The organism is Pseudarthrobacter cellobiosi (assembly GCF_023913815.1).
Classification (GTDB): domain Bacteria; phylum Actinomycetota; class Actinomycetes; order Actinomycetales; family Micrococcaceae; genus Arthrobacter; species Arthrobacter cellobiosi.
On sequence record NZ_JAMXBK010000014.1, the window covers coordinates 67,580 to 93,556 of the forward strand.

Genomic DNA, 25,977 nt, shown 5'->3' on the forward strand with positions numbered 1-25,977 from the left:
CGGCCGCACCTATGCGCGAAAGGCGCCGTCTCAAGCGTCGAGTGGGATCCCCAGAAACTGGAGCTGAAAGGCAAGGTCCAAGGCAACCGCAGCGCCCCGTATCGGACCAGGGCCTCGTTCAAGAACGGCATCGAGGAACTTCGCCGACAACTACGACGGCGGATCCGGCCTCTGATGATGCGCCTCACCAAGGATCTTGTGGCCAAGGATCTTCCCGCCAAGCAGGAACAGGTCCTGGAGCTGGATTTGGCGCCGCGGCACCGCACCATTTACCAGCGGCACCTGCAGCGCGAACGGCAAAAAGTCCTGGGATTGCTGGATGACATGAACAAGAACCGCTTCGCGATATTCAAGTCCCTCACCATGCTGCGCAGGCTCAGCCTGGACGCGTCCCTGGTGGACGAGAAGTACGCCTCCGTCCCGTCCAGCAAACTCGATGCGCTGCTGGAGCAACTCGGCGATATCGTATCCGAGGGACACCGCGCCCTGATCTTCAGCCAGTTCACCGGCTTCCTGGGCAAGGCCGCGGCACGGCTCGACGCTGAAGGCATCGAGTACGCCTATCTGGACGGATTCGGCCTGAACCGGACTGAGGCGGACTACGTCTTCCTGCTGGACCTCTGGCGGAACCCCGCTTCAGAGGCGCAAGCCGTTGACCGCACCCACAGGATCGGCCAGAACCGGAACGTCATGGTCTACCGGCTGGTGGCCAAGGACACCATCGAGGAGAAAGTCATGGCGCTCAAGGAAAGGAAGGCCAAGCTGTTCACCGCCGTACTGGACGACGACGCGATGTTTGCCTCAGCGCTGACAGCCGATGACGTGCGGGGCGTGTTTGACGGCTGATGCACGCTGGCGCCCCGGAGCAGGTCGCGGAAGATGCGGCGGCGTTCTTCCGTTCCCTCAATTGAGGGCAGCCCCGCCAGCCAAGGCTCTCGTTCCGGCCCAGCAACGCGGTCTGTTGACCTGCACGGAGATGCGGAGTCTAATCGGAAGAAGGGTGGCGCTGCTCGCGCCGACTTACTCATTTCGGGGTGGATCATGGCCGCTGGAGAAAAAGTTCGGGAGGGCCGGCTGGAGGTTCCCGGCGGCAGTGTCTGGTACCGGGTCGTGGGCGACGGTCAGCACACACCGCTGGTCATTGTCCACGGCGGCCCAGGTGCCACCCATGACTATCTCGAGCCGTTGGAGGCCCTGGCCGATGAGCGGCCGGTGGTTTTCTACGATCAGCTCGGGGCGGGAAAATCGGATGCGCCCGACGATATCGAGATGTGGACCAACGAGCGCCTGGTTGACGAACTTAGCAGGATCCTTGACGGCCTCGCATTGGGCCGCGTCCACCTGCTCGGCCAGTCATGGGGGACGATCATCGCGACCGAGTACGCCCTCCGGACGCCGGAGAGGCTGGCGAGCCTCGTCTTGGCGAATCCATGCCTGAGCCTGCCCCGCTACGCCGTCGGCGCAGCGGCACTGCGCGCGGCCCTGCCCGCGGATGTCCGCGCTGTGCTGGACCGGCACGAGGCCGCAGGAACTACGGACTCCGATGAATACCAGGCGGCCACGATGGAGTTCTACCTTCGACACGTCTGCCGGCTGGACCCGTGGCCGGATCCTTTGATGCGGACTTTTAGCCAACTGAACCAGGCTATCTATGAGCGGATGCAAGGGCCGAGCGAATTCCAGATCACAGGCATCCACAAGGACTATGACGTTACCGGTCGCCTGGGTGAACTAACGGTTCCTACACTGTTCCTGTGCGGCCGTCACGATGAGATTCGGCCGGAGGACACGGCTTGGTACCACAGCCTGGTGCCGGGATCGGAGCTGGTCATCTTCGAGGAGAGCAGCCATATGCCCCATCTCGAGGAACCTGAGCGCTACCAGGAGGTACTGCGAGATTTCCTGCACCGGGCGGAACAGGCACCCACGGAAACGCCCTTACAGGTTCAACGGGGCTGACGGTCCCGTAAGTCCCTGCCTGAGTCTCAACCGGATGAACGCCCGACAAGCCCGCCCAGCACCACGTTCACGGGCTCCTGCCCGGCCTGCAGCAAGCCGATCTGCTTCCGGATCAGCCGCGCCACCCGCGGCAGCATGGCCGAGCTGGCCCCGCCCACGTGCGGGGTGATGAGGACACCGGGCACGGTCCACAGGGGATGATCGCGCGGCAGCGGTTCCGGATCCGTCACGTCCAGGGCCGCCCGCAGCCTGCCGGAGGACGTCTCGCGCAGCAGGGCCTCGGTATCCGCCACCGGCCCGCGGGCCACGTTCACCAGCAGTGCGCCGTCCGGCATGGCCGCCAGGAACCGGGCGTCAACCAGGTGCCGGGTCTGCTCGCTCAGGGGGACGCTGACCACCACAATGTCGTGCAGCGGCAGTTGCTCATACAGGGAATCAATCCCGTGGATCCTGCCGCGCTCATCGTCGCGGCCGCGGCTGGCCAGCCGCGTCACCTCGGCCTCGAACGGCAGCAGCCGGGCCTCAATCGCTTTCCCCACTCCCCCGTAACCCACCAGGAGCACGCGCCTGTCGGCCAGGCTGGGGCGCTCGCGGTGGTCCCAGATTCCCGTCGCCGCATGCCGCACAAAGTCCGGGATCCCCCGCTGGCTGGCGATGATCATGCCCAACGCAAGTTCCGCCGTCGACGTCTCATGCACTCCGGCCGCGTTGGCGAACAGGCACCCCGCGGGCAGAACCGCCTCGACGCCGTCGTACCCGATCAGCTGGCTCTGCACCAGGCCGACGTCCACGGAGTCCAGCGCAGCCAGCGCCCCTACCCCGCCCATGTAGGGCGGCACCACAATGTCGAACTGCTCCGCCGGAGCCGGGCCGGTCAGGTCCCACAGGAAGAGTTCGACGCCGGCGGACGGCTCGAGTGCGTCCACCAGGTTCTGGCTGGGCAGACTCACCCGTAGTTTCGGTGATGCGGGCAAACCGGACATGGGTGCTCCTTCTCTCGACTTCCCTGCCAGTTAACCAGCTCCGCGCTACCGGTCGGTCTTGACCACCGTGAACAGCACCGCCGAGTCCTCTTCCGCTTCCAGGCTGTGCAGCCCGTCCGGCACGATCAGGAGATCCCCTGCCTTGCCCTGCCACGACTCCCCGCCAGCCCTCAGCCAGACCGATCCCTTCAGCACGTAGACCGTTGCCTCGCCGGGGTTCTGGTGCTCGCTGAGCTGCGTGCCGGCACGGAAGGCCATGACGGTCTGGCGCAGTTTCTTCTCATGCCCGCCGAACGCTGTATCGGCTGCCCGCCCGCTGGGTGCCGCAACAGCGGCAGCGATCTGCTGACGGGCCAAAGCCTCAATCGATATCTTTTGCATGACGCAACCGTACCTACGATTGCGTGCGTTGCCGAGGGCCGTTCACTCACCGTCCTGCGGTGCTACCCGTGCGTGACGGCAGCCCCCAGAAGCCCGAACAGCGTTCCGGCCGCCAGGGCAATGAGGGCGCGCCTCCGCGTGGGATACAGCCAGCGCACTGCGAACACAGCCACCGCGAGAATCAACCCGTTCACCACGCTCATGGTGACCGCTAACCATTCGGTCCCGGTGGACACCCCGAAGCCTCCACCGCTGCAGCCGCTGATCCCGCACCAGGCAAGACCCGCTACGAGCCACTGCGGGAAGCTCAGCAGGACAGCGAGGGGCACGGTCCACCAGAGGTTGCGGACGTTCCGGGTGACCCCGTGAATTGTCACCACCGGAACCTGAGGCACCGCGGCAGGCACAGCCACAGGCGTGGCGGTGGGCGTGGCAGCGGCTGGAACGGGCCTTCGGATGCTCAGGATCATCCACCGGAAGAGCGCTGCGTTGACCACCGCAAGGGCGAGGAATCCCAGGTAGTGGATAACCGTCGTCGGACTCAACACACCCGGCGATGGCGGACTCGAGGTGTCAAGGAGGAAGGCCACGGCGAAATACGCCGCCGAAACGGGAAGCGTCAGGACCACCACGGCCAGCCACAGCCGCTCCCGGAACACGGCATCCAGACCCGTTTCGAAGGAACCGGTAACGAGCGAAGCTCCGACAGCGGCCACCGTCACTGCCAGATAAACGGCGACGACGATCCTGGCCCAGCGCGGTAGTGACCCCTTATCCGGCAATGACCCTGTCCGCATGATCACGACCCGCCCGCGCCGGACGGACCATCCGTAATTCCGGCAGCTCTTCCCACTCGGGTGGCAGCTGGCCGCGGGTGCCGTCAGGGCGAAAGCCGTGTTTGCGGTAGAAGGCGAACGCCCGGGGATTGTTCTCCAGCACCCAGAGATACGCCGGGCTCTCACCTATGGCCGCGCTCAGCAACGCGGCCCCCAGCCCGCTGCCGTGCGTCCGCCGGAGTGTGTACAGCGAATACAGTTCCAGCACCTCCGGGCCGTCCTCATCCCGTGCGGGACCCGAGTCGGCGAGACCCACAACTTCATGGTTGGCGTCCACGGCAATGATCCGCGGGTCGCTGCCGGCCAGGAATGGTCGACGGCGTTCCACCCGTTCGGGAATGCTGGCCCTCCGTGTGCGGAAGAACTCCGCTGACAGCCGGTCCCCATAGGTCTCCTCGTGGGCCAGGGTGTGCATGTGCACCACGGCTTCAGCGTCCTCGGGAGTGGCCTGCCTGATGAGAAAGTCCATGGCCCCAGCCTAGCTACTTCACCCAGCCCGCATTCTGCAGCCAGCCTGCCAGAATGGGCAGCGCCACGGCACTGTCCATTGCACCCGGATGATTTAGGCCCGGCAGGACGCGGACGTCCCACCCGGCCTCGGTCAGGGCCGCTTGATGCCTCGCCAGGGGCTCCCCGATGGACACCCGGACACCGCGCCAAACCGGCTTGTAGTCGATCTGGTCCTCGGCGTCGGCGAACGCGAGTTTGGGCAGGTCCCCCCGGAGCACTGCGGCGGAATCGTCAAAGTCCTGCAGCGCTTCGTACAGGGAGACGAACTGCTGCGTCTGCGCCTCGGTGGTCTGGACCGACACCGAATCCCAGTCCATGCGGTGCGCTTCGTAGTCCGCGACTATGACCCCGGTTGGTTGGTGCCAGCCCGTTGATGAGGTTTGGTCCCAGGTCCGGGTCCCCGCCCCACTGGCGCAGCGTCTCCGCTTCGGCCGTCGTGTGCAGCGCCAGGCTGACCGACGCCGGGCCTACTTGAGGATCTCGGCACGGCGCAGCCGGACGATGTCCTCCAGCACGTCGTTGGGGAGGGGATGCGCCGCCGTGAACCGGATGGTCCCTTTGGACAGGGAGTGCCCTTCAAGCCGGCCGGCGACGGCGTCAATCACCGCCGGGGAAAACGGGAAGACGGAGAGGTGCTTGGCTGCCCGAACGACGCCCACGAGTGGCTTTCCCTCAAATTTCAGGGCCGGCATCCCATAGCTCATCCCCTGCTCGGCCTCCGGCACAACGGCCCTTGCAATGTCGATCACATGTTGCAGGCAGCCGCCGTCCGGCTCAGGGAGATCGGCCAAGGAATCGTCAACGGAGCCCATGGCGCCCATTCTATTCCTGGGTGTGGCGCGCTATTCCTGAGTGTGGCGCGCGAGGGGCCGCACCTGCCTTCGCGGCAAGTGCGGCCCCTTCGTGCGCCAATCAGCCTGCGGGTGGCTACTTGCGCTGGGAGATGTTGAGAATGTTCCCTTCGCTGTCCAGGAACCAGGCGGACTTCCCCCAGTCGTTATCAGCAACGCCGTTCTCCGTCTTCAGGCCGGGGAAATCGTAGTCTTCAAAGACGACCCCGCGGCCCCGCAGTTCCTCCATCTCAGCTTCGAGGTTGTCCGTTTCCCAGCCCATCTGGGTGTTCTTGGCCGTCCCGGCATTCTCTGTCTGGTAAATCAGGAAACCCGTTCCGTTGCCGCCGCTGTAAAACAAGCTGTCATCCTCCATGGAATCCGACGGTTCCAGGCCCAGCTTGTCCCGATAGAAATCCTTCGCCCTGTTGATGTCCTTCGCCGCGAGAACAGCCATGATGGTTCGATCCTTGAGCATGATGATTTCCTTTGTGCCTTGCTTTCGCGTTGGTGGCGATGCTCTCCCCCGGTGGCGGATCCGGAACCCCGTCGTCCGGTGCCGCGTGGCCGCCCGTTGCGCCAAGTGCCGGAGCGGCCACCTGGGACTCTCCTGCGCCGCGCCAGCCATCATCGGCGCGAGGGTCCCCGAAGCCTATGTGGCCATTATGGAACTGAAAGGGCACCCGAGGATATAGGGGATTTTCAACCGCTCCAGGCGGCCCTCAAAGAGGCCCCCACGGTGCCTTCGCGGATGCCCCCACGGATGCCGGGAACAACTGTGGATCTGGGGCCGCTTTTGTTGGCGCACACTTAGCTAGTGCGTACTTTTGGTGTTGAAGAAGAATTCCTGATCGTTGATCCCTCCAACGGCAGTCCCCTGCCTCTGGCAGCAGACCTGCTGCGCCTCCAGGACCCGGGCGAACCGGCGGACCTTTCCACGCACCCGGTGCTCGCCGTCGAGCTTCACCAGGAACAGCTCGAAGTGATCACCCACCCGCACAGCACCCTGAGCGGACTCTCCGCCGAAATCCTGTCAGGCCGCGCCTACGCAGACTCGCTTGCCCGAAAAGCGGGCGCCAGGATCGCCGCGCTTGCCACGTCCCCTCTGGCGGTGACACCCCATTCCACCAGCAATCCCCGCTATGACGCGCTGCTGGAAAAGTTCGCCCTGACAGCCCGTGAGCAGCTGACCTGCGGATGCCACATCCATGTCTCCGTCGACTCCGATGAGGAAGGCGTCGCAATCCTGGACCGGATCCGGTCCTGGCTGCCGCCGCTGATGGCGTTGAGCTCCAATTCCCCGTTCTGGGACGGCGCTGACAGCGGCTATGCGAGCTTCCGCACACAGGCCTGGAACCGGTGGTCCTCTGCCGGGCCGACGGAAATCTTCGGCTCGGCGCAGGCCTACCACCAGCGGGTGGCGGACCTGGCCGGCACTGGCGTAGTCAACAACCCTGATTTCGATGCCCGCCTCTCCGCCCGCCACCCCACCGTGGAAATCCGGGTATCCGACGTTTGCCTCGATCCCCGCGACACCGTCCTGATCGCCGCCCTAGTGCGGGGCCTGGTGGAGACCGCTGCCCGGGAATGGAAATCCGGCCAGGACCCGGACATGGTTCCGGCCATCATCCTGCGCCAGGGGGCCTGGCTGGCCAGCCGGTGGGGAACCCAGGGCGAGCTGCTCCACCCGCTGACCCACAAGCCGGAATCCGCGCGCAATGTCATCGCCGCGCTCCATAACCATGTCCGCGACGCCCTGGTCGAAGCGGGCGACGCTACCTACGTCGAGGCATCCCTGCACCGGATCTTCAGCAACGGAACCGGTGCCAGGCTGCAGCGCCAGGCCTACGCGCGCCACGGCAGGCTGGCTGACGTGGTGAGCGACGCCGTCGTCATTACCCACCAGGAGCCGGCTTTCTACGAGCCGAGCACCTCGGATGACCTATCACTTTTGGTCCCCAACCCAGTGGTTTAGCCACCAAACCTGATAGAGCAAACCCGCGCGCTTTGGTCTCGCGTCGGATTCTGCTCAATCATCAACTTCCACCCTGCCGGGAGGGCTGGATTTCCGGGGCGGCCCGCATGCCGCCGTCGAACGATTGAGCAGAATCCGTCGGCCGCAAGTGGGCCGGGAACCGCGGGATAATGGAAGCATGAGCAATCAGGACCCGGATCCCTGGGCGGAATTCGACAGGCTCAAGCCCGCAGTCCCGGACCGTGTGGCCGGCTATCCCGGCGGCGAACCGGTGGGCTTTGGCTTCCGGACGGGTGTGCGCAGCGCCAAAGTGGCCCTCGGCTTCGCCGTGTACGCGCTGGCGCTCGGCACCACCCTGGTCCTGACCGGCGCAGTGGTCTTCATGGCCCAGGGGCAGTGGCTGCTGCTCGGGCTGATGGTCCTGATCGAGGCCGTCTTTGTCTATGGATTCATCCGGCTGGCACGCCAGGCGCGCAACCGCCGCGTCTCCGGCTAGTTGCCACACAGGCCAGGCGGGCTTCTGGCCAGGCGGGCCTCTGGCCGGGCAGTACGGCTAGGACCGCGAGGCGCGGATGGCCCGGCCCGCAGCGGCGCCGGCAGCCAGGATCACCGGGACCAGGCACATCAGGGTGACCACGGTGTTGGGACGGAACGCCGCGCGGCCGCCGACGGTCCGGTATACCCCCAGCGGCAGCACCATCCCGCCGCCACCCCCGCCGGAGGCACCGTCACCGGCTTCGCCGCCTCCCCCGAACCCGAACGACACCAGGGCGACCGGGGTGATCTCTTCCCCGCCCACCTGGACGGCCGGGCCATAAGCCTTCGTGACGCCAATGTTTTTGAAGGTGTCCACAAAGGACGAAAAGGAATCAGACATGACCTCACCATAGGCGCGCGGCGCGGCGATCACCACGGGTGAGCGGCCGACGCCGGGCCTTCCCCAGCGAGCCGAGCATAGCCCCGCGACCCCTGCCTGCAATACTTCGGGGATGTCTGCTCCTTCAGCCGCGTTCGCCGAGAACGCCATCTGCCAGCCCGCGCGCGCCCAGTTCGAGGCCTTCATCGATGACCACCGGAACATGCTCAGCGCCTGCCTGAACGGCCTCACCGAGGAGCAGGCGCGCCGGTCGCTGGTGGCATCCCGCACCACACTGCTGGGCCTGGTGAAGCACGCGGCGTTCGTGGAGAAGGTCTGGTTCGACGAGGCCATCACGTGCCGGCCGCGCACCGAGATCGGCATTCCGGCAACACCCGACGAGTCGTTCATCCTCACGGCCCAGGACACCATCGCCAGCGTCCGGCGGGCGCACCGGGAGGCTTGCGAGGCATCGCGCCAGGCGACGTCGTTGTTGGAGTTCGACGACGTGCTCCCCGGCAACCGCCGCGGCCCGCTCCCGCTGCACTGGGTATACCTGCACGTGCTGCGGGAGTTCGCCCAGCATTGCGGGCACGCCGATATTCTGCGCGAGCAGATCCTCAACGGCTGACGCCGGGCAAGCACCGGCGTCAGCAGCGCCGGGTCAGGCCTTGTTGGCCGTCGCGGCGGCCGAGAGCGCAGCCAGCCCGCGCTCGAAGTCGCCGCCGACCATCTTGTCCATGTTCACGATCATGGCAAAAATCTTCGCGAGCCCCTTGTTCTCGCCGGTCATCCGCCACGTGACCTGGGTTCCGCCGTCGGCCGGGGTAAACGTGAAAGTGGTGGGGTTCACAGCCTTGAACGGCTTGGTGAACTCAAGCCGGACCTTGATACTCCGGGGAAAGTCGGACTCGACAATTTCCATGGTTCCGCTGCCTGCTTTGCGGTTGCCACTCCATGCATACTTGGCCCCCACACCGGCGTCGTTGCCCGAATACGAGCGGTTCAATTTCGGGTCCACGTTCTCCCAAGGCGACCATTTGGTCCACTCAAGGAAGCCGTTGACCAGCGGAAAGACGTCTTCTGCGGGGGCGGGAATAACGGCGCTGCGAGTGACTTCGTAAGATGACATGCCGCAATCATAGGCGGATGGAGCCGAGATTCAGCGGGTCTTGCACGCGGCGTTCACCAAGTGTTCCGGAACCCGAAACTTGGCTCGCCTACAGTCGCAGGATCGACGGCCGGAGGTACGGCCGCATCAGCGAAAGAGGCAACGATGACCACCGGAATCCACCAGCCCAACATCAGCCGACGGGCAGCGCTGGCTGCCGCTGGGACGCTTGGCGCGCTGGGACTGACAGTGGCCGCAGCAACCGGCAGCTACGCGGCGCCGGGGGCGAAGGCACCCAAGCCCGCACTTGCCTTCCGCCCAGACGGCGGCTTCAAAGTGATCCAGTTCAACGACACCCAGGACGACGAGCAAACGGACCGCCGCACGATCGAGCTCATGGACAAGACCCTGGACGCGGAGAAGCCGGACTTCGTGGTGATCAACGGCGATGTGATCAATGGCGGCTGCGACTCTGAGCTGGAGGTCAAGCAGGCACTCAACCACGTGGTCCAGCCCATGGAGCGCCGGCAGATCCCGTGGGCCGTCACGTTCGGCAACCACGACGAGGATTCCGTGGCACGGACGGGCATGACCGAGGCCAAAATGCTGCAGTTCCTGCAGACCTACGAATTCAACATGAACGGCGACTCCACGCCGGGGCTCACCGGGACGTCGAACTCGATGCTGCTCGTGCAGTCGGCCAAGTCCAAGGAGCCGGCCTTCGGCCTGTGGCTCATCGACACCGGCCGATATGCCCCGGACGCCATCAATGGACAGGACTTCGAAGGCTACCCCGACTGGGACTGGGTACGCATGGACCAGGTCACCTGGTACCGCAACCTGTCCATCGCCACCGAGCAGAAGTACGGCAAGAAGGTCCCCTCCCTGATGTGGGGCCACATTGCGCTCCACGAGCACCGCAACATGTGGTTCGCCAGCCTCGACTCGCGGACGGAGGCCGATCACACCCGGGCCCTCACGAAGCACAACATCGTCGGCGAGCGGAACGAGGACGAGTGCCCGGGCCCCATCAACTCCGGCCTGTTCAGCGCCTTCCTGGAGCGCGGGGATGTGCTCGGCTACTTTGTGGGCCACGATCACGTCAATACCTACGTGGGCAACTACTACGGGGTGCAGCTCGGCTACGCCCCCGGAACCGGATTCGGCGCCTATGGGCTCCCCGGCGCTGAACGGAACCGCCTGCGCGGCGCCCGGGTCTTTGAGCTGGATGAGAACCACCCCGGAATCTACAAGGACACCCGGCTGGTCTTCGCCAAGGACATGGGCATAGACCTGACGGCCAACGACCAGCCGATCGTTCCGCAGCCGCTGGATCCGGCCCAGGTCTAGGGACGCTACCATCGGCCAAGACTAGGTTGCCGCTCCGTGTGGCTCCGGCGGGACTGGCGGGCGAGTGGGTGGGGCGGGCTATCCGGCTGTTGGCCGGTTCCTGCTGTCCCATCCCCTGTGCCGCAGGTTGCGGGTGGCCATCAGCGTGGCGCCGATGAACAGCACGCCCAGGACCACGGTGGCGACGCCCACGTAGAACCATCCACCCTGGCCGAAGATCATCAGCGCGACGCCCAGCAGGCACAGGCCTTTAGCGGTGATATCCAAGTACAGCTGCACCTTTGGCGAGTCCATACCTCCACGATAAGCCCGGCGGCGGCATTGCAACCCGTGTGCTTTTCTTAGTCCGCCCGTTCGGAGCTACTGGTCAGGCGGACAGCGGCCAGGCCCGCGGCCGCAGCCCAGGCCTGCGGCGAACCTGCGTGATGGTACCTAACCGGCACAGGGAAATCCGCCCGCGAGAAACCGCCGAACAGTTCCGGCAGGCTGTTGCCGAAGTGCGCGGCAGCCTCCCGGATCCCCGCTGCCACGGTCCGTGCCTGGTCGGTCAGCCCGTAGGCTGCCATTCCCTCCGCGGCCAGCATGCTGTCATGCGGCCAGACGGAGCCGTTGTGATAGGACATCGGGTGGTAATAGTGCTGGCCTTCAGCGAGGGTCCGGATCCCCCACCCGGTGAAGAAATCGTCCCGGAGCAGCCGGGAAGCGACCGCACGGGCGTCGTCGGCATCGAGGATCCCCGCCCACAGCAGATGGCCGGCATTGGCGGCCAGCGCGTCAACCTGCTGGCCTTCACCGTCCACGGCCAGGGCGGGAAAGTTCTGGTTCTCCATCCAGAACTCGTCCCGGAAGCGGAGCTTCAGCTCGTCGGCGAGCCCGCGAAGAGTGCCTGCCCAGGCCGGGTCATCCCACTGCTCGGCTGCGAGGCGGGCGCATTCCCGGAGGCCGCGCCAGGTGTAACCCTGCACTTCGGCAAGGGCGATGGCGCCTACCGGTTCGCGGCCGTCGGCTCCGGCCACGGCGTCGAACGAGTCCTTCCAGCCTTGGTGGAGCAGGCCGGCGGGGTCCGGAGTGTAGCGGACAAACCCGGTGTCCTTCAGGCCGCCGTCGCCGAGGATCCACTCGACGGCGGCGCGGGCGGGCTGCTCCAGGTCGCGGAGCAGCGCGGGATCCTCCACTTGCCCCATCGCCATCAGGAACAGCGGTGTGGAGTCCACCGTGCCGTAGTAGCGGCCGTAGGGAACGGCACCCAGCTGGGCCAGCTCGCTCACGCGCACCTCGTGGACAATCTTCCCCGGCTGCTCCACCCGGGCCGGATCATCCACCGTTCCCTGCGTTGCAGCCAACGCGCGGAGCACATCGCCCAGCAGCTGCGGGCATTCTTCGCGCGTGAGCATGGACGCCAGCAGGGAATCCCGGCCGAAGAGCGTGAGGAACCAGGGCAGCCCGGCCGCGGGGATGGTCAGTTCGGGCTTGACGGGGCAGGGCATCAGCAGCGAATCAAGGTCTTTCAGGCTCTGGCGCGCCAAGGCGGTCAGCCCCTCGCCGGAACGTACGACGGCGGCCGGAACCGTCGGGCGTGCCTGCCCGCCACTGGCGACCGCAGAAACAGTCAGGGCCTGCGTCTCCCCCGCTGCCAACGCCAGATCCCAGGACAGGGCGGCGCCGACGAAGCGCCCGTCGGCAGGCTCCCTGCGGACCATAGGCGGGATGCTCGCGGCCAGGCGGACGCCGGCCTGGAAGGTCCGGCCCCGGAAAGTGTGGCTGTAATCGAAAGCCAGCGAGCCGTCGTCGTGGACGTCCATGCTGCTGGCGGCGGCGCTGAGATCGAAGATCCGGCCGTCGGTGCGGACGGTGAACTGGTCCGCGAAGTCTGTGCCGGCCCGCAGGACCAGCCGTGCGGTGATTGGCTCCCGGCCAAGGTTGCGGATGCGCAGGGTGTCGGTAAGGCCTCCCGCGTCCAGCTCCTGGGTCCGGAGGACGAAGAGGTCGTGCGTCTGGTTCCGCCGTGCCGCCGGACTGAGGGCGGTCTCGCGGCGGCCCGGTTCACGGACGCTGCCCACATCCCAGAAGGTGGAGTCGTTGATCTCCAGAATCCAACGGGACAGCAGGCGCGTATCGGCAATGTAGAGGCCTTCGGTTCCCTGCGCGGGTGCGTCTGCCCGGCCCACGCTTCCGTCGGCAGCGCCGCGCATCATGGCGCCGTGGGCCACGAGGACCGAGACGGCGGACGGGGGTGCAACAGCGGTCATGGCGTGCTCCGATGATAGGTGGTTTCCAGGGCCAGCGCGGCGGTCCAGCTGAATCTGCGGGTCCCGTGCGCGGCTCCGGTCCAGGGGTCTACGTACTCGGGGAAGTTGTGCTCCGCTGCGAGCCTGCCGATGTTGCCCCGAAGGAAGGCCGCCTGGTCGGTGTGGCCAAGCCTGTCCAGCGCCTCGGCGATCATCCAGGACATGTTGAACCAGGCCGGGCCGCGCCAGTACAGGGCCGGATTGTGGTCCACGGCCGTGGCGTCGTAGCTGGGCACCATCAGGGCGCGCCCGTCCATGAAGCGGGGTCCGTTCAGGGTCTCCAGCAGGGCGTCGGTGTGGACCTGTCCGGGCAGCAGGAGCGGGATCAGGCCGTTGATGGTCGCCTTCTTGACCACTGTTCCATCGGTGATGTCGCGGGCTGAGTAGCAGCCCAGTTCCGGGACGTACAGGTCCTCCAGCGCTTCGGTGGTCTGTTGCGCCCGGTCTCGGTGGGCCTCGCCGGGCAGGCCCACCTCGGCGGCAATGTCCGCCAGGGCCAGCTCCGACACCGCCAGCAGCGTGTTGAACAGCGGATCCTCCATCAGGAACGGGTAGTCCGCATCGGCGTCGTCGCAGCCGTGGTCCCGGTAGCGCTCAGCCATCCAGAAGTATTTGCCGTACTCCTTCTGGCTGGGCCGCTCGCCGGCGTCGGCGTGCTGCAGGTCGGGCCGGTTCAGATCGGTTTTGTTGTCCGCCGGGATCCGTTTCATCACCGTGTCCCACAGCGGCGAATTGTCCGTGCCGGACTCCCAGGGGTGCACGATGCAGGCCAAGCCGGACCCGCCGCGGTCGCGGCGGCCCGACAGGTATTCGTGCCAGTGGACCAGCTTGGAGTAGTTCCGCTCCAGGAAGGAGCGGCTGCGGGATTCGGCGGGGTCGGCCTGGTGGATTTTCCAGACAGCCCACGCGTGGTTTGGCGGCTGGACCAAGCCTGCCGTCTCCACCTGCTTCGGGGAGCCGGGAATGAGGCGGGACTGCCAGAACGATGCCCCCGGGGCGTAGTCCTCGTCCCGGTGGGGATCGAAGATGATCTGCGGCAGCCGGCCGTCATCCCACTGGCCGGCGAAGAGGGCATCCATCTCCTGGCCCGCGCGGCGGGGTGAGATCCGGCTGAGGCCCACGGCAATGAAGGACGAATCCCAGCTCCACTGGTGGGGATAGAGGCCAGCGGCCGGAACCGTGTGGGTCGTGCGCCAGTTGGCCTCCAGCACCGCCGTGGAACGCGCGGCGATCAGCTCGGCCATTACTGATGACACGCCGTCGCTGGTCCCCGAGACGGCCGTCACAGGTATCGCCCCAACAGGGAGGGCACCCGTGGAAGGACTTCCTCCGCTGGCCCGGACAACCGGGATTCCACAGCCACTGTGCCCTGGTAGCCGATGGATTTCAGCGTCGCACCAAAGAGGGCCCAGTCGATGTGCCCAGCACCGGGTTCGAGGCGGTTGGAATCGCTTGCTTGAATGTGGCCGATGTATCCGGCGGCGTCCTGGAGGGCCGCCGCAGGGTCGCTTTCCTCAATGTTCATGTGATAGGTGTCCGGAGCCAGGCGTACGGCGTCCAGGCCCACAAGCGTCAGCAACCGCACGCCGTCGGCGAGGGTGTTGATCATGTGGTCCTCATAGCGGTTAAGGGGTTCAAGATAGATCTCCACCCCTTCGGCGGCCGCATGCTCGCCAAGCACCGTGAATGATTCCACCAGCACGGCGGTGTCCTCGTCCTCGGTGCGCGACGGGATGAATGGCGGAAGGCGCTTGGAGAACATGCCGTAGGATGCCGGCGTCATGACGCCCCGGCCGCCGATCTCGGCCATAACGCTCAGCTGCGATTTGAGCTGGACGACGGCGTCCTTCCGCAGTTCGTCGTCGAAGGCTCCGACAAAGTGGGGCATCTCCACGCAGGCGGTGGGCATGACCACACCGGCATCCCGGGCCCGGCGCAGTTCCGGCAGTCGCGCCTGGAACTGCAGCCCGCCGGCGGACCGCAGTTCGATGCCGTCGAATCCCCAGGCAAGGGCTTGGTCGAATTTCTCTGCCAAACTGGTACCGGGCAGGTGCTGCTCCTGGACAGTGATGAGGGTCATGGGAACTCCAATACCACCTGGAGGACGGACTCAGGGTCCGTGTCCAGAAGTTCGTAGGCCTTGGCGGAATCCGCCAAGGAAAAGGTGTGGGTCACCAGGGCCGGCGCGTTCACCCGGCCGTCGGCTAGGTGGTCGACCACGGTCTGCTGCAGCCGGGGCACGGTCCAGCGGGAGCGGAGCCGGTTAGGAACGGAGCCGATCTGGGAAGCGAGGAGCTGAACCCGGTTATGGTGGAACTCCTCACCGAACCGGACACCGGCGGCTTCGCCCTGATAGAAGCCGGCGGCGATGACGGTGCCGTCGGCACCTACCGCCCGGGTGGCTTCGTGCAGTGCACGGTAGTTTCCGCTGAGCTCGATGGCCACATCCACGCCGGCGCCGCCGGTGATGCGCCGGATGTCCCCTGCCAGTTCCGGGGCGTGGCCGAGGGCATGCAGGGCACCCCATTCGAGGGCGCGCCGGCGGCGGGCCTGGATTCCGTCCACGGCGATCACCTTTGCCCCGTTAAGCACTGCGAAGCGGGTGGCAAGCAGTCCGATGACGCCCTGGCCAAAGATGGCCACGGTGGAGCCGGGGCCCAGGTCCGCGGCCAGCACGGCACTCAGGGCGATTGCGCCAACCCGCACGAAGGCGCCGGCGAGGGGATCCATCCCGTCCGGCAGCACGTGGCCCCGCAGTGATTCCGCCGCGAGAACGCCCTCGTCCCGGTGGCCCCAGATCCCCCAGACCATGTCGCCCACCTGCACGGGAGGATCGGCATCAACGGTGTCCACCGCCTGTCCTGCCTGCGGTGCCAGCTCCAACACTTCGCCCACTTCGGAATATCCCCAGCCATCCAGCGGATAGCCAAGCGCCTCCTGCCCGGGCTGGAACAACCGGGCGTCGGGATCCCAGATGGATGTCAGGTAGGGGTTGGTGCCGCGGTAGGCAGTGAGCTCGGTGCCCGCCGAAATGCCGGAATAGATGGTCCGCACCCGCGCCTGACCGGCTTCGAGCGGAACGGAACGCTGGTCGATCACGGCAACGCTGCGCGGCGCGGCCATGCGGAGCAAGCGGGACACTTCAGATCGATCCTTAGGAAGGTGAGGTGGCTAGGACTGTGATGCAAACGACATTAGCATAACAACTAGCCTACTTGTGCATAGATGTTATGCATAATCTGCAGTATCTTCATCACATGGTTACCGACGCCTCCACGAGGCAATCCCCTGCCCGCAATCCGGCTGTGAAAGTCGGGCTGGTGGGCGCCGGCCAATGGGCCGCAACCCTGCACGCACCACTGCACAGCGCGGGCGCCGAGACCGAACTTGCAGGCGTGTGGTCCGCGAGCGGGAGCACCGCCAAGGCGCTTGCCGCAGAGCACGGCGTGCGGGCCTTCGGCACGTTCGAAGAGCTGCTCGGCGGATTCCTTGACGGAGGATTCCTCAACACCGGATTCCCGGCCGGCAAAGCCACCGAAGGCTGGCGCGAGGAGTTGGGCGTGCTGTACGACCTGGGCCCGCACCGGCTGGACCTCATGGAACTCGCTGCCGGACCGGTCCAGGCAGTTCGCGCCGAAGGCAACAAGGACTATGTCACCCTGACCACATTCCACAGTGACGGAGCATGTGCGGCACCATACCGTTGTCCAGTTGCCCGGCCAGGACGGCGTGCAGTAGTCGGAGTGCCCGGCCTTGCGGCCGAATCGCCCGCCATCATCCTTTCTCCGCGCCGGCAGTAAGGCCCTCGGTGAGGAGCCGCTCAGCAGCGAAGAAGATGATGATGATGGGCAGCGTGAGGATCACCGAACCGGCCATCAGCACGGTGGTGGGCACTTCAATGCTGCCAGCCAGCTGGGACAGGCCCAGCGAGACGGTCCAGTTGGAACGGGTGTTCACCAGGAACAGCAGGGCGAAGAGGAACTCGTTCCACGCGATCATGAACACGAACAGGCCGTTGGAAATGATAGCCGGCATGGCCAGCGGCAGGCTGATACGGCGCAGCACGCCGAGCCTGCTGCAGCCGTCCAGGGCCGCGGCTTCCTCGAGGCTGGTGGGAATGGTGTCGAAGTAATTGCGCAGCATGTAGATGGTGACCGGGATGACCTGGGCCACGTACACGATGAGCAGTGCCACCAACTGGCCGCGCAGGCCGAGCCGCGTGAAGAAGGTGAACAGCGGGATGGCCAGCAGGATGCTGGGGAACAGGTACACGGCCAGGAACAGCGCACTGATCTGGCGGCGGCCGAAGAAGTTCAGCCGGCTGATGGCGTAGGAGCCTGGAATGGCCACCAGCAGCGAAATCAGCACCGTTCCCAGCGCCACCATGGCACTGTTGCCCATGAACCTCAGGAAGCCTTGGCCGCCGTCCTCCTGCGGAGTCATGATGTTGCGGTAGGAACCCCAATCGAGTTCGCCGAACGGAATGACCAGCGAGCCTGGATCGCGCAGCAGCGAGTCAAGGGGCCTGATGGAGAGGATAAACATGTAGTAGAACGGGAACAGCGTCACCAGCACCAGGCCCACGATCACCACCCAGCGGAGCACACCGAAGACCTTGGTCTCGATCACGTCCCGCGTCCAGCGCGAACCCTCCGGGGGCCGGGACGGGGAGGCCGGGCGTCTCGTTTCGACGGGGACAGCCATCAGGAGACCTCCTCTTTCTTGCCGAAGAATTTGATGTAGATTCCCACCATCAGGCCGAGGATTACGGCCAGCACCAGCGCCTGGGCAGACGCGGCACCAATATCGCCACGGGCGGTCAGGAAGTTGAACACGGTCACGGCCACCACTTCGGTGCCGCCGCCACCGCCGGTGAGCAGGTAGATGTCATCAAAGCTGTTGAACGTCCAGATGAACCGCAGGACGGACAGCATGGCGATGGTAGGCAACAGCTGCGGAAGGATGATGTGGACAAAGCGCTGGATGGGGGTTGCCCCGTCCACCCTGGCGGCCTCCTCCAGGCTGTCCGGAATAGCGTTGATCCGGGCAGTGAGGAACAGGAAGGCGAACGGGAAGGACCGCCACATTTCAAAAACGATAACGGCAATCAGTGCGGTGGGGATTTCGAAGTTCAGGCCGAGGAAGGAGACTTCCCTGGCCCGCTCGCTGAGGAACGGGATGGATTCCTCCCAGCCGAGCAGCCGCTTTCCCCAATAGTTGATGAGGCCAAACTGCGGATCCAGCATGGTGGTCCAGGTAAATGTCACGGCCACGATGGGTGATACGTAAGGGATCAGCATGGACGCGCGGATCAGCGTCCTGCCCTTGAACGGCTTCCGGAGGGCCAGTGCCGCGATCAGCCCCAGGATGATCGCCCCAGCGGTGCCGAAGATGGAGTAGGCCAGCGTAGTGCCGAGTGACGTGAAGAAGCTGCTTGAGAACACGCTGTCGAAGTTGGCCACCGTATACGGGCCGAAGATGCCGGCGGCACGGATATTCAGGATCCGCACACGCTGGAACGCCAGCACCAGGGTCCAGAGGATCGGCAGAACCACCATGACCAGGACCAGGACCAGCGTGGGCGAAAGCAAGGTAAGTCCGGCCCGCTGCTCCTCCCTGGCCATCGGTGAAAGCTGGCGGCGCCCCCGCGGGCCGGCGGCTGATGCCGCCGGCCCGGCAGGAACGTCTTTTTTGACCGAACTCACTTCAGCGAACCCTGGATGGAGCGAAGGGATTCCGCGGCCTGCTTGGCTGCGGTTTCAGGATCGACTCCGCCGGAAGTGACGTCGCTGACCGCCTTGGCGATGGGCAGTTCGCCCAAGGCTGCGCCCACCAGGTCGCCCTGGCCCTGGGTGATACCCCAGCGCTTCAGGTCATCCGGACCCTGCTCAAGGATGGAGAGGACGTCCTCGGAGTAGAAGTTGCCCAGAGGTTCTTTCCGGTCCACACCGGCAGGCATGGTCTTCCACTTGTCCGAGTATTCAGTCGGCTTGTCCGCCGTTCCCGCACGGACCGGAAGCCTGCCTTCGGGGGCGATGGACAGCCAGTCAACATAGCCTTCGGTCATGAAGTACTCCACGAACTTCTTCGCGGAATCCGAGGCAGAGTCCTTCATGACTGTCCAGGACACAATCTCGCCGAACTGGGCTGGCTGCTCGCCGTCGGGGCCCTGGATACCTGTCACGACGCCCGTGTTCTTGGCGAGGAAGGCAGGATCGGCAACGCACTCCGGGCACGTGGGCTTGGCGTTGTCACGCAGGCCGGCCATCTCGTCCAGGATGAAGGTGGACCATATAGCCATGGCTGCCTGGCCGGCGAAGTAGGAAGCGCGGACCGTGTCCACGTCCTGGGCGCCCGGAACCGAGTACTGGGTCAGCATGTCGCGGTAGAACTCAAGGGCACCCACACACTCGGGGCTGTCAAAAGTGATGTCCCCCTGGTCATTGACCATTTCACACCCGTTGCCCTGCGCAATATGTTCGAAGGTCTGCTGGGTAAACGCCTCGCCGGGCTTATTGGCTGCCGCAAGGCCTGCGAGCTGCGGGGTGTCCAGCTTTTGCGCCGCTGCCTTGATGTCGTCATAGGTCTTCGGTGCCGTAATGCCGGCCTTCTCGAAGAGGTCTTTCCGATAGTAGAGGAGCTGCTGCCAGGAGGAGTCGGGGACCGACAGCTGCTGGTCGCCGTCCCGCGTCAGCTCGAGGGCCCGCTCGGAGAACGTGCTTGCGCCCAGGCTCTCGATGACCGCCTTGTTGCTTGCGGGGTCCACCAGGTCATTAGCGGCGAGCGTGCGGACCTGCGCAAGTGAAATGGAGCCAATGACATCCGGGAGGTCCCCGGCCGCAGCGGATGAGGTCAGGACCTGGTTGAACTGGTCCTCCGGCACGCCCACCAGGTCAACCTGAACGCCCGTGGCGGCGGTGAACTTGGCGATGATCTCCTCCGTTTTGGCGACGCGATCCGGCAGGGTGTCCGCCGTCCAGACGGTGATCGCCTGCGTGCCGCCAGTGGTTTGGCCGCCATTCGAACCTTCGTTGGGTGTGCAGCCTGCCAGCATTGCCATGGTCAGCGACGCTGCCGCAATCACGGCCACTTGTGAGCGGCCTCTGGTTCTCATCACTTCGATGCTCCTGTCTTCGGCGGCCCCGGAACCGGTGCCGCGGATTCGCGCGCTGGGCCCCCGTTTCCGTCTGGCCCGGACCGCTTCGGCCGGGCCAGCAAACAGGTGCTGAAAAACTTCCTGGCCATGAGCGCAGTCACAAAGCCGGGACTTGTGCCTAAAGGCTATCCAAATGTTGCCTAACTGTCTAGCATTAGCTGCAGAGTCAATCGACACGGGCGCAAGCAGGTTCTGCCTCCTTCACCTCAGGAGCATCTAGGATTGCCAGAGTGCCTTTCAACCGTAGGAGCCGCAGATGTACGTGGGACCAGGGGACGTCCTTCAGCTGATCCGGTCGGGTAAGGCCCGGACGCGCGGGGACCTCCAGGAAGAAACAGGCATGTCCCGCATGACGGTGGCACAGCGTGTGGATGCGCTCCTGAAGGCCGAACTGATCCGCGAGGCCGGCACTGCCAGGCCATCCGGCGGACGCCGCCCCACTGACCTGGCCTTCAACCTCCAGCACTCCTGCACGATTTCAGCGTCGGTTGAAACAACCTCCACCCGCGTCGCCCTCACCGACCTCAGCGGGGCCATCGTGGCCGATGAGCACCTGGATATTGCGGTCGACGACGGTCCGGAGAAAGTCCTGCACGGCATCATCGAAGCGGGATACAGACTCCTTAAGAGGTCCAAGACGCCGGCGTCGAAGGTCTCGGGGGTGGGCGTCTCCATCCCCGGCCCGGTGGATCCGCACACGCTCCGGCCCAGCCAACCGCCCATCATGCCCGGATGGGACGCCTACCCGATAGTGGAGTTCATCCAGGACGCGTTCCCGGTTCCGGTCCTGGTGGAAAACGACGCGGACGCGATGGCTGTGGGCGAATACAGTGCCGGGTTCGCCGGCACCACTTCGCTGTGCCTGGTGAAGGTTTCCACCGGCATCGGCACCGGGCTGGTCATCGACGGGCAGATCTACCAGGGCGTCGACGGCGGCGCGGGCGACATCGGCCACGTCCGCCACCCTGCTTTCGCTGAGCTGCAGTGCCAATGCGGCTCCTTCGGCTGCCTCGCCGCAGGAGCCAGCGGAGGCGCGATCGCCCGCGCGCTCGCAGGCCTGGGCATCGAGGCTTCCTCGGGGCGGGATGTGCGCCAGCAGCTACTGGCGGGAAACGTCGACAGCATGCGGCTGACTCACGAGGCGGGCCGGCGGCTCGGCGAAGTGATGGCCACCGTGGTGTGCCTGCTTAACCCGGCAGTCCTGCTCATTGCCGGAGACCTTGCATCGTCCTCGCTGATCGGCGGCATCCGCGAAACGCTGTACCCCATGTCGCTCCCCCGGGCCACGCGTCACCTTGACGTCCGGCTTGCAGCCCTGGGCGAGGACGCCGGAATCCGCGGGATGTCCTCCCTGTTGGTGAACCAAGTATTCTCTGCTTCCGCGGTCAACGCCCGGCTCGGCTGAGCGCAGCCGGCAACTGACCGCTACGCCTGGGCGGCGCCTGAAGCCAGGACCGCCTTCAGGAATTCCAGGTGCGCCGGCGCGGTGGCCTGCCGGTCAGCACTTCGAAGCGCTGGCGCTCCGGGTTGTGGCGGATGGTGACATCGTGCACAGGATCTCCTCGGTTCGGCTTCCGGTACAGCCTAACCTCGGTACCCCCGTCTTATTTCGTCGCCGGCTTTCCGCCGGCTAACAGGCCAGGTTGAGCGCTTCCAGCGCCACGCCGGCCATCTCGAGCGACCGCTCGTCATCGAAACCAATCAGGTCAGGGGCGGGTGCACGGGACACCGCCATGGCCACCTGACGGGACCCGTCCGCGCTGATCAGCGCCAGCGCCGCGTATCCCCGCACCACCCCGACATGGCCGAAGTAGTCATTGTTGGAGCACTCGTCATACCGTCTGACGAGACCAAGGCCGAATGTTTCGTACTTTGGATGATGCATCTCCTGCACGCTTTGGAGCGTCAGCAGGGTCCCTTTCTGCAGGGCGGCGAAATAGGTGTTGAGTTCGGGGACCGTGGAAATCATCCCCGTATCGGGGGAACCTGCGTGGAACGGAGCCAGCGTGTTGTCAAACAGCTCGCCATTTTCCCTGGTGTAGCCGTGGACCATCCGCTGCGGGCCCGGCTCCTCCCCCGTCATCAGGGTGTCCTGCAGCGCCAACGGCACCACGTTGTCGTCGTGAATGACCGCTCCGATGTCCTTGCCCCGCAGCTTCTCGACGAGGAGCGCGAGCGCTGAATAATTGGTGTTCGAGTAGTAGTAACGACTGCCCGATCCGCCGGTCCACGACATGGCCGCAACGAAGGACAGACGCTCCTCATGGGTAAAGCGCCTGTTCCCTATGTCGATGGGACTATCCCAGTAGTGGGGCATCCCGGACCGGTGGCTGAGCAGGCTGCGGATGGTGATGGGTCCAGGCGGCTTGATGATGCTCTCGAAGTCCGGCAGGTACTTCTGGATGGGGTCATCCAACTGGACTTTCCCTTCCTCCACCAGCTTCATGACCGACACCGCCACCATGGTCATGGTGATGTCGCCGATATGGGTCTGGTCGGTCAGCTGCACGGGCTCCTGGTTTTCGAGGCTGCGGACGCCTTCGGCCGAGGACCATTCGCCCAGCCTTGACTTCAGCTGGATGATGACGGCCGTCGCTCCTGCCGCGCGCATTTCCGCGCTGTACCTTTCCAGCGCGGCAACAAAAGCCCGCGTCTTCGGGGCCGTCGCCGTCGCCGGAGAGGATTGAAGGGTCGGGGACTGCTGATCTGGCGGATCCGGGGCGCTGGTGCAGCCTGCGAGCGAGGCCACCAGCACGGCCGCTGCCACGCCGGCCGCAAGGCCGAAGGAACTGAAACCATGAACGGCTGCCTGCATCCCACGTCCCTTCACGGGGCCGGTAAGCAACTGAACACCCAAGAGACCGCCAGCTGCACCGGCATCTTCGATGTTCCTCAGGGCTAAAGGGAGTGTCAAGGACGCTGCGGCAGCCCGGTGACTCAGCCGCCCAGGCCTTGTAGTGTCGTGGGCAATGGGCAAGGACTCCCCCTGGCGCCCACTAGCAGCGAACCGGCAACCTAGGAGCTAACATGACTGTTGACGAGAACGAAGCCCAGGTCCTGGACCAGTGGACCCGCCGGCTGGCCCAGGCGCTGCAGATCCTGGACCTGGAGGTGGATCAGGAACTCCTCCTTGATCTGGCCAGGAAGTCTGCCGGCTCGGTGATCCATGCGGCCGCACCGGTCACCACTTTCCTGGTGGGTTACGCCGCAGGGCTCGCCGCCGGCAACGGCAGCGCCGGATCCAAGGAAAAGTCGACGGCGGCAGTCACCCAAGCGGCCGACGTCGCCTTCCGGCTGTGCGAGGACGGGCACGACGGCGGCCCGGCGGCTGGGGGCTGGGCGGACACCGGTCAGTAGGGAGCCCCGGCCGCCGGGTCTCGCTCCTAACCGTCTAACCGGCTGCCGGCTCCAGCCGGACGATCACTGCCTTCGACGCCGGCGTCTGGCTGCCCTCGGCCACGCTGTCCAGCGGCACCAGCACGTTGGCCTCAGGGTAGTAGGCTGCCGCGCAACCGGCCGCCGTCGGGTACGAGACCACCCGGAAGTTCCGCAGCACGCGCTCCACGTTGTCCTTGTACACGCCGCGGATATCCACGTGCTGACCGTCGCTGAGCCCCAGTTCGGCGAGGTCCCCGGGGCTAACAAACACCACTTCGCGGCCCTTCTTGATACCCCGGTAGCGGTCGTTGTTGCCGTAGATGGTGGTGTTGAACTGGTCGTGCGAGCGCATGCTCTGCAGGATCAGCGTTCCGGCCGGCCGCTCCACATGTTCGAGCTCGTTGACCGTGAGCATGGCCTTGCCCGTCGGGGTGGTGAACGTCCGCGAATCCCGCGGCCCGTTCGGCAGCACAAAGCCGCCGTCCTGCCGGATCTTCCGGTTGTAGTCCTCGCAGCCGCTGACCACGTGCGAGATGTGGTCCCGGATGAGGTCGTAGTCCTTCTCGAACCCGGCCCAGTCCGCCTGCACGGAGTTACCCACCACTTTTTCGGCCAGCCTGCTGACGATGGCCACTTCGGACAGCAGGCCCGGGGCCACCGGCTCCACCGTCCCGCGTGAGGCATGAACCGCGCAGACCGTGTCCTCCACGGAGACAAACTGCGGACCGGATTCCTGCATGTCAATCTCCGTGCGGCCCATCGTGGGCAGAATCAGGGCCTCTGCCCCGGTGACGGTGTGCGAGCGGTTGAGCTTGGTGGAAATCTGGACCGACAGCTCAGTGTTCTCCATTGCCGCGAACGCCGCGTGGGTGTCCGAAATGGCTCCCACGAAGTTACCGCCCATGGCCACGAAAACCTTGATGCCGCCGTCGCGCATTTGCCTGATGGTTTCGACGGCGTCGACGCCGTGTTCGCGCGGCGGTTCAAAGCTGAATTCCTTGCCGAGGGCGTCCAAGAATGCCGGCGGCATCTGCTCCCAGATGCCCATGGTGCGGTCGCCCTGGACGTTGCTGTGACCGCGGATGGGAGAGGCACCGGCGCCGGGCTTGCCGATATTGCCCCGGAGCAGCAGGAGGTTGATGATCTCCTTGATGGTGGCCACACCTTTCTTGTGCTGGGTGATGCCCATGGCCCAGGTGATGATCACCTTCTCCGCCCTGAGATAACGGTCCGCGAGCTCGTCGATCTCCTCGGTCCGCAGGCCGGTGGCCGCCAGCACGGCAGCCTCGTCCAGCTGGGCCAGATGCTCGCGAAGCTCCTCCAGACCTTGGCAGTGTTCGGCGAGGAACGCGTGGTCCAGCACCGTGCCCGGATTCGCAGCTTCGGCGTCGAGAACCCGCTTGGAGACGGCCTGAAGCAGGGCCATGTCCCCGCCGATGCGGACCTGCAGGAACTGGTCGGCGATCTCCGTGCCGCGGCCAATGATCCCCTTGACCTTCTGCGGGTTCTTGTAGCGCATCAGGCCCGCTTCCGGCAGCGGATTCACGGCCACTATGCTGGCTCCCGCCTCCTTGGCTTCCTCCAGGGCGGTCAGCATCCGCGGGTGGTTGGTGCCCGGGTTCTGGCCCATCACGATGATCAGGTCCGCCTTGGCGAAGTCATCGTAGGAGATGGTGGCCTTGCCAATGCCGATGGTCTGGCCCATGGCCCAGCCAGAGGACTCGTGGCACATGTTGGAGCAGTCCGGCAGGTTGTTGGTCCCATAGGCCCGGACAAACAGCTGATAGAGGAACGCGGCCTCGTTGGAGGTCCGGCCGCTGGTGTAGAACGCGGTCTGGTCAGGGCTCGGCAGCCCTTTGAGCTTGTCGGCGACGATGGTGAAAGCCTGCTCCCAGCTGACCGGCCGGTAGTGGTCCTGCCCCGCTGGCTTGTGGACAGGCTCGGTGAGTCGCCCCTGCATCCCCAGCCAGTACTCGGACCGCTGCCGCAGGTCGCCGACCGGGTTCTCGGCCCAGAATTCGGAGCCGATCACCACCGGGGTGGCCTCCCAGGTGACAGCCTTGGCGCCGTTTTCGCAGAACTCGAACGTCTTGCGGTGCCCGGGGTCCGGCCACGCGCAGCTCATGCAGTCGAAACCGTCCTTCTGGTTCAGCGCCAGCAGGGTTTTCCCGGTCCTGACCACACCCATGTGCTGCACGGCCGGCTCCAACGAGTGGTAGACACCCGGGACGCCGGCGGCCCACGTCTTGGGGTGGCCGCTGACCTCGATGTCAGCCTCGTTGACCTCTTCCACGTGCGGGTTCTTGCGTGCCACGTTGCACTCTCCTTGGTTCAAGCTCACACCGGCAGCGCACTGGTTTTCAG

Annotated in this window: 27 protein-coding genes and 1 pseudogene; 9 read left to right on the forward strand and 19 right to left on the reverse strand. The window is 65.6% G+C overall.

All coding sequences use genetic code 11. The annotated features are described in order from the left end of the window. Positions 1 to 87: 87 nt before the first annotated feature. Positions 88 to 846, forward strand: a pseudogene (locus NG701_RS01355) (DEAD/DEAH box helicase); the annotation flags it as partial. A gap of 195 nt (positions 847 to 1,041) precedes the next feature. Further along, positions 1,042 to 1,959 (forward strand): proline iminopeptidase-family hydrolase, encoded by a 918-nt coding sequence (locus NG701_RS01360; RefSeq protein ID WP_252563758.1) that lies wholly within the window; start codon positions 1,042 to 1,044, stop codon positions 1,957 to 1,959. Between the two features lie 26 nt (positions 1,960 to 1,985). On the opposite strand, the gene NG701_RS01365 is transcribed toward NG701_RS01360, so the two are convergent. The 7 genes from NG701_RS01365 to NG701_RS01395 form a co-directional block, all read right to left on the reverse strand. After that, positions 1,986 to 2,942: a 2-hydroxyacid dehydrogenase gene (locus NG701_RS01365; RefSeq protein ID WP_252563761.1), complete on the reverse strand. Its 957-nt coding sequence runs from the start codon at positions 2,940 to 2,942 to the stop codon at positions 1,986 to 1,988. 45 nt (positions 2,943 to 2,987) lie between these two features. Then, entirely contained in the window at positions 2,988 to 3,323 is a 336-nt protein-coding gene (locus NG701_RS01370) for a cupin domain-containing protein (protein WP_056346835.1), read from the reverse strand. Between the two features lie 62 nt (positions 3,324 to 3,385). Continuing rightward, positions 3,386 to 4,105 (reverse strand): hypothetical protein, encoded by a 720-nt coding sequence (locus NG701_RS01375; RefSeq protein ID WP_252563762.1) that lies wholly within the window; start codon positions 4,103 to 4,105, stop codon positions 3,386 to 3,388. Beyond that, on the reverse strand, positions 4,095 to 4,628 hold the full coding sequence (locus NG701_RS01380) for a GNAT family N-acetyltransferase (protein WP_252563765.1): 534 nt from the start codon (positions 4,626 to 4,628) through the stop codon (positions 4,095 to 4,097). Before NG701_RS01380 ends, NG701_RS01375 begins: the two co-directional genes overlap by 11 nt. A gap of 13 nt (positions 4,629 to 4,641) precedes the next feature. After that, positions 4,642 to 4,986, reverse strand: coding sequence for a hypothetical protein (locus NG701_RS01385; RefSeq protein WP_252563767.1), 345 nt, complete (start codon positions 4,984 to 4,986; stop codon positions 4,642 to 4,644). A gap of 150 nt (positions 4,987 to 5,136) precedes the next feature. Next, a complete protein-coding gene (locus tag NG701_RS01390) occupies positions 5,137 to 5,481 on the reverse strand; it encodes an iron chaperone (RefSeq protein WP_252563770.1) in 345 nt (114 codons plus the stop codon). A 115-nt stretch (positions 5,482 to 5,596) separates the two neighbouring features. Next, positions 5,597 to 5,977 (reverse strand): VOC family protein, encoded by a 381-nt coding sequence (locus NG701_RS01395; RefSeq protein WP_248762184.1) that lies wholly within the window; start codon positions 5,975 to 5,977, stop codon positions 5,597 to 5,599. Between the two features lie 339 nt (positions 5,978 to 6,316). On the opposite strand from NG701_RS01395, the gene NG701_RS01400 reads away from it, so the two are divergent. Further along, positions 6,317 to 7,474 carry a glutamate--cysteine ligase gene (locus tag NG701_RS01400; RefSeq protein WP_252563773.1) on the forward strand — a complete coding sequence of 386 codons (1,158 nt, stop codon included), beginning with the start codon at positions 6,317 to 6,319 and terminating at the stop codon, positions 7,472 to 7,474. A gap of 178 nt (positions 7,475 to 7,652) precedes the next feature. Continuing rightward, complete coding sequence (locus NG701_RS01405) at positions 7,653 to 7,970, forward strand: hypothetical protein (protein WP_252563776.1); 318 nt, start codon at positions 7,653 to 7,655, stop codon at positions 7,968 to 7,970. A gap of 57 nt (positions 7,971 to 8,027) precedes the next feature. On the opposite strand, the gene NG701_RS01410 is transcribed toward NG701_RS01405, so the two are convergent. Further along, positions 8,028 to 8,351, reverse strand: a complete 324-nt coding sequence (locus tag NG701_RS01410) for a hypothetical protein (protein ID WP_252563778.1) — start codon at positions 8,349 to 8,351, stop codon at positions 8,028 to 8,030. A gap of 112 nt (positions 8,352 to 8,463) precedes the next feature. Between NG701_RS01410 and NG701_RS01415 the strand changes: the two genes are divergently transcribed. Continuing rightward, positions 8,464 to 8,961, forward strand: coding sequence for a DinB family protein (locus NG701_RS01415; RefSeq protein ID WP_252563780.1), 498 nt, complete (start codon positions 8,464 to 8,466; stop codon positions 8,959 to 8,961). Positions 8,962 to 8,994: 33 nt separating this feature from the next. On the opposite strand, the gene NG701_RS01420 is transcribed toward NG701_RS01415, so the two are convergent. Further along, on the reverse strand, positions 8,995 to 9,462 hold the full coding sequence (locus tag NG701_RS01420) for an SRPBCC family protein (protein ID WP_252563782.1): 468 nt from the start codon (positions 9,460 to 9,462) through the stop codon (positions 8,995 to 8,997). A gap of 144 nt (positions 9,463 to 9,606) precedes the next feature. On the opposite strand from NG701_RS01420, the gene NG701_RS01425 reads away from it, so the two are divergent. After that, a complete protein-coding gene (locus NG701_RS01425) occupies positions 9,607 to 10,791 on the forward strand; it encodes a metallophosphoesterase family protein (RefSeq protein ID WP_252563785.1) in 1,185 nt (394 codons plus the stop codon). A 78-nt stretch (positions 10,792 to 10,869) separates the two neighbouring features. Here the strand turns inward: NG701_RS01425 and NG701_RS01430 are convergent, their stop codons facing one another. The 5 genes from NG701_RS01430 to NG701_RS01450 are packed head-to-tail and all read right to left on the reverse strand — an operon-like array spanning position 10,870 to position 16,220. Then, the gene (locus NG701_RS01430) at positions 10,870 to 11,085 is read right to left on the reverse strand and encodes a hypothetical protein (protein ID WP_252563787.1); all 216 of its coding nucleotides are present in this window, start codon (positions 11,083 to 11,085) and stop codon (positions 10,870 to 10,872) included. Positions 11,086 to 11,132: 47 nt separating this feature from the next. Further along, the gene (locus NG701_RS01435) at positions 11,133 to 13,040 is read right to left on the reverse strand and encodes a glycogen debranching N-terminal domain-containing protein (RefSeq protein ID WP_252563790.1); all 1,908 of its coding nucleotides are present in this window, start codon (positions 13,038 to 13,040) and stop codon (positions 11,133 to 11,135) included. Continuing rightward, positions 13,037 to 14,365 (reverse strand): MGH1-like glycoside hydrolase domain-containing protein, encoded by a 1,329-nt coding sequence (locus NG701_RS01440; RefSeq protein ID WP_252563793.1) that lies wholly within the window; start codon positions 14,363 to 14,365, stop codon positions 13,037 to 13,039. The genes NG701_RS01435 and NG701_RS01440 overlap by 4 nt, the downstream gene beginning before the upstream one ends. Next, positions 14,362 to 15,159, reverse strand: a complete 798-nt coding sequence (locus NG701_RS01445) for a sugar phosphate isomerase/epimerase family protein (RefSeq protein ID WP_252563795.1) — start codon at positions 15,157 to 15,159, stop codon at positions 14,362 to 14,364. The genes NG701_RS01440 and NG701_RS01445 overlap by 4 nt, the downstream gene beginning before the upstream one ends. Beyond that, complete coding sequence (locus NG701_RS01450) at positions 15,156 to 16,220, reverse strand: zinc-dependent alcohol dehydrogenase (protein WP_252563798.1); 1,065 nt, start codon at positions 16,218 to 16,220, stop codon at positions 15,156 to 15,158. Before NG701_RS01450 ends, NG701_RS01445 begins: the two co-directional genes overlap by 4 nt. Before the next feature lie 116 nt (positions 16,221 to 16,336). On the opposite strand from NG701_RS01450, the gene NG701_RS01455 reads away from it, so the two are divergent. Further along, positions 16,337 to 16,879, forward strand: a complete 543-nt coding sequence (locus NG701_RS01455; protein WP_252563801.1) for a Gfo/Idh/MocA family oxidoreductase — start codon at positions 16,337 to 16,339, stop codon at positions 16,877 to 16,879. Here NG701_RS01455 and NG701_RS01460 read toward each other — a convergent pair. From NG701_RS01460 to NG701_RS01470, 3 genes are all read right to left on the reverse strand, one after another. Continuing rightward, the gene (locus tag NG701_RS01460; protein ID WP_252563804.1) at positions 16,854 to 17,783 is read right to left on the reverse strand and encodes a carbohydrate ABC transporter permease; all 930 of its coding nucleotides are present in this window, start codon (positions 17,781 to 17,783) and stop codon (positions 16,854 to 16,856) included. The genes NG701_RS01455 and NG701_RS01460 overlap by 26 nt on opposite strands. Beyond that, on the reverse strand, positions 17,783 to 18,703 hold the full coding sequence (locus tag NG701_RS01465; RefSeq protein WP_252563807.1) for a carbohydrate ABC transporter permease: 921 nt from the start codon (positions 18,701 to 18,703) through the stop codon (positions 17,783 to 17,785). Before NG701_RS01465 ends, NG701_RS01460 begins: the two co-directional genes overlap by 1 nt. Before the next feature lie 77 nt (positions 18,704 to 18,780). Beyond that, positions 18,781 to 20,193: an ABC transporter substrate-binding protein gene (locus tag NG701_RS01470; protein ID WP_252563809.1), complete on the reverse strand. Its 1,413-nt coding sequence runs from the start codon at positions 20,191 to 20,193 to the stop codon at positions 18,781 to 18,783. A gap of 298 nt (positions 20,194 to 20,491) precedes the next feature. On the opposite strand from NG701_RS01470, the gene NG701_RS01475 reads away from it, so the two are divergent. After that, the gene (locus tag NG701_RS01475; protein WP_252563811.1) at positions 20,492 to 21,640 is read left to right on the forward strand and encodes an ROK family transcriptional regulator; all 1,149 of its coding nucleotides are present in this window, start codon (positions 20,492 to 20,494) and stop codon (positions 21,638 to 21,640) included. A gap of 225 nt (positions 21,641 to 21,865) precedes the next feature. Here the strand turns inward: NG701_RS01475 and NG701_RS01480 are convergent, their stop codons facing one another. Further along, positions 21,866 to 23,050 (reverse strand): serine hydrolase domain-containing protein, encoded by a 1,185-nt coding sequence (locus tag NG701_RS01480; protein WP_252563814.1) that lies wholly within the window; start codon positions 23,048 to 23,050, stop codon positions 21,866 to 21,868. 212 nt (positions 23,051 to 23,262) lie between these two features. On the opposite strand from NG701_RS01480, the gene NG701_RS01485 reads away from it, so the two are divergent. Beyond that, complete coding sequence (locus NG701_RS01485; RefSeq protein WP_252563816.1) at positions 23,263 to 23,592, forward strand: DUF6457 domain-containing protein; 330 nt, start codon at positions 23,263 to 23,265, stop codon at positions 23,590 to 23,592. Positions 23,593 to 23,626: 34 nt separating this feature from the next. Here the strand turns inward: NG701_RS01485 and NG701_RS01490 are convergent, their stop codons facing one another. Continuing rightward, positions 23,627 to 25,927 carry an FdhF/YdeP family oxidoreductase gene (locus NG701_RS01490; protein ID WP_252563819.1) on the reverse strand — a complete coding sequence of 767 codons (2,301 nt, stop codon included), beginning with the start codon at positions 25,925 to 25,927 and terminating at the stop codon, positions 23,627 to 23,629. Between the last annotated feature and the right edge of the window lie 50 nt (positions 25,928 to 25,977).